General features: G+C 29.6%; 3 protein-coding genes. All 3 read left to right on the top strand.

Annotation, left to right across the window (positions count from 1 at the left end; translation table 11 throughout):
* The first annotated feature begins 273 nt into the window (after nt 1–273).
* The 3 genes from F0000_RS26805 to F0000_RS26815 all read left to right on the top strand — a co-directional run bounded on the left by F0000_RS26805 (nt 274) and on the right by F0000_RS26815 (nt 2963).
* Nucleotides 274–1398 carry a serine hydrolase gene (locus F0000_RS26805; RefSeq protein WP_149627770.1) on the top strand — a complete coding sequence of 375 codons (1125 nt, stop codon included), beginning with the start codon at nt 274–276 and terminating at the stop codon, nt 1396–1398.
* A gap of 145 nt (nt 1399–1543) precedes the next feature.
* Complete coding sequence (locus F0000_RS26810; RefSeq protein WP_149627771.1) at nt 1544–2497, top strand: hypothetical protein; 954 nt, start codon at nt 1544–1546, stop codon at nt 2495–2497.
* A complete protein-coding gene (locus F0000_RS26815; protein WP_149627772.1) occupies nt 2481–2963 on the top strand; it encodes a hypothetical protein in 483 nt (160 codons plus the stop codon). Before F0000_RS26810 ends, F0000_RS26815 begins: the two co-directional genes overlap by 17 nt.
* Nucleotides 2964–3201: the final 238 nt, after the last annotated feature.

Here is a 3201-nt window from a genome sequence, read left to right on the forward strand (position 1 = left end):
CAAAAGGAAGAAAAGCACATCGGGCGCTTCGCCAGCATCCCTATGAAACACTAGTGAAATGTTATAAGCTATTGGATATAGAAAAGTATGCTCGCTTGAAAACAATTTCTAAAGCGCAATGAAGAACGCTATCGGTAAGCCGTATGAGGGAAAACTTCACGTACGGTTTGATGAAGGGGGCGCTGATAGTTCTAAAATATTAATATCTTTAAACAGATAATAATAAGGCAGAGCTATCAGGCTCTACTCTACTAAACAATAAAAAACAAATAATTGAAACAAAAATATATAACTCTATACATTCTTTCTTGTTTGTCCTTTTACCAATGTTTGGCTCAAACTAAAAAAGATAGTATAAAACTAATAATAGATAAACTATTAGAACCTGAAATTGAATCGTCAGGACCAGGAGGTTCAGTACTTTTAAAAAAAGGACGAGATATAATTTATCTAAAAAACTATGGACTTGCTAATCTCGAAACAAAAGAAAAAATAACCGAACATACTTCTTTTAATACAGGTTCTATTTCTAAAACCTTTGTTTCTAATGGTATACTAATTTTAAAAGAAAGAGGATTACTCTCTTTAGAAGATAGCCTTTCAATGTACTTTAGTGACTTTAGCAATAAAGAAATAGCGAATAAAGTTCAGATAAAACATTTATTATCACATACATCTGGACTACCTGATAATAGAAAAATTAAAGAAAATGTTGAGTTTTATTTAACAGCAAAAGATAGTGGAAACTTTGCCTCTTTGAAGTTAGCGAACAACCTTGAATTTCAGTCAGGAGAAAAATATAAATATTCCAATCCTGCTTTCAATGGATTAGCTTTAATCATAGAAAAAATTACAAAAGATAAATGGCAAAAATTTATTATCAAAAATATTTTAGAACCATCAAATATGACTAATAGTAAAATTACTGATGGTGATTATCCTCAAAAAGATGTAGCCCATGCATACAAATTTAAAAATGGACATTATACTGAGGATGATTATGGAGAAGTTCCAACATTTGCAGCATCAGGAAATAGTGGAATTTGGAGTTCAGTAATAGATCTAGCCAATTACGAACATTCTATAAAAGAAAATAAGTTTTTAAGTAAAGAGCTTTTAAACGAATCAAGAACTATTTATCGGCCAAAAAACTGGAAAGACTCAATCAACCCAAGAATAGGATATAGTTGGTTTATAACACCAAAGACAAAATCTAGATATAAAATGGATATGATTTATCATACAGGAGAAGTGGGTGGATTTAATTCGTTCTATTTCTACTTTCCTAGTAAAGATGTTCTGTTCGTTGGATTATTTAATAAACCTTTAAAAAATTACTCTAAACTAATAAACGAAGCTTTGGATATGTGTAATGATCTCAACTGGTTTGAGGAATAATTATATATTCTAAACAAAACTAAATATTAGAGAAGTTAAAAATGTTTATAACACTATATAACAAAACATAGCTGCCCTTTTGGTCAGCAACGTTTGTTATATTTACCGTTACAAGCAAGCAAAGACTCATAAAAACTAAAACTTAATGAACAATAATATTTCCCGAAAATTAATTGATCGTATTGAACAAGCTCTAAAAGAAGTTGCTAATGAAGTACTAAATAGTTCTTCTACCAATCATATGAACATAGAGCGGACTATGGTTCAGAAAGTAAATGCAAAAATGAACAGTCTTTCCCGAGGGTTATCAATTAGATTTCCAATTCCTAGAGAAATAGAAGTAAAAGGCATTTCTTATAAACCAATTAGCACTAGTAATGGAATTATAAAAGGAGAAATCATTATTGAGCATTGTGAAAGACAAAATATCAATAAATATGGTGGACCAGGATATCCTGGAAAAGAAGATGGACAACTTTGTGAATATCCAGAACATTCTAGGCAATTCTATAAATGGAATAGTGCATTAAAACAATGGCAAGATATTTATCATAGCATTGATAGAGGAAATAACAATGGACAAAGTTGGTATGATAAATTGACTAACAATGCAGCTTTTGAACCTTGGTGGGGTAACAATCCCGGAATGGATGGAATAAAAAGTGATCGAAAGCGAAATGGAGCAGATGATCTTTGGGGAGATCCAGGAATAAGAAAATTTAACAGTACATTCAAACAAATCTCTACGGATGTGATGAAATCTATATATAACTTTAGCTATGATTTTAAAACTGTTCTTAAATATTATACTAAATTAGGAACCGCATTCGGATACGGAGATGAAGAAAATTCATCAAGTTCTTCCAATAGTAATGATATTTACACTTCAAAAGAAGAGCCTAAAGTGTCAATAAAAATTAAAAAAGTAAATAGCTGGAGCTATTTTACAAATAATGGTCATATTGACCAAAGTGGCGTAATAGTGGAAAAAGATACATTAATTTACCCTAAAGACAGTAGTAAAGTTAGACAGTTTTATGAAGAAAAAGGAGATAACATTAAGAAAAAAGCAAGAAAAGATTTTGAAAACGGTAATTAAATCAGGTCTATTCATTTTAACTATTTTGTTAGTCTCTGGATGTTCGCAAATAAATGGGGATAAATCTAAAGTTAACAACAAAGTACCTACTAATCGTCTAACTATTAAAATTAAAGACATCCATAGAAAAGATAGTTTAGAATATGGTGAGATCGTATATAAGTCAAAAATAATGGATACTCTTCAATTAAAAAAAAATGATAAAAGGTATCTTTGGTTTCATTATGGTATCTATGACAAACCATATAATATTGATGATTTAAAAGGAAAAACTACGGAATCTTATGAAGCTATTAATGATAGTGTAATTCCTTTTGATTCAAAATATAGTAAACCAGGAGTATATTACTTGGAAGGTTATATAGAAGAAGTCTTTTTATTACCCGAATATGATGAAAATGGAAATATGAGAAAACTTGATAATTTCATTAAAATAAGTAAGAAAATAAAAATTGTCGATAAATAAAAGCCAGCTTGTAACAAAATGTATGAAGTCATAATGTTGGACTACCTAATAAATTTGGTACAAGTTTTCATTAAGCCGCATTTTTATATTTATAATTGTTCAAATTGATTTCCGAGAGTGTAAATATAACCTTGTCTGAATACTAAATTTTTAATTTACACATTATTCAGATAAGATGACAAATACAGAACAACAAGAACTAGAGAAGAAAGCTCTTGAACAATTTATGAGCGGCAAG

This window comes from Aquimarina sp. RZ0, from assembly GCF_008370685.1.
Taxonomy (GTDB): Bacteria; Bacteroidota; Bacteroidia; order Flavobacteriales; family Flavobacteriaceae; genus Aquimarina.

Excerpts from the sequence above, each read along its gene's own strand:
- F0000_RS26810 (WP_149627771.1), top strand. The coding sequence starts at position 1,544 with ATGAACAATAATATTTCCCGAAAATTAATTGATCGTATTGAACAAGCT.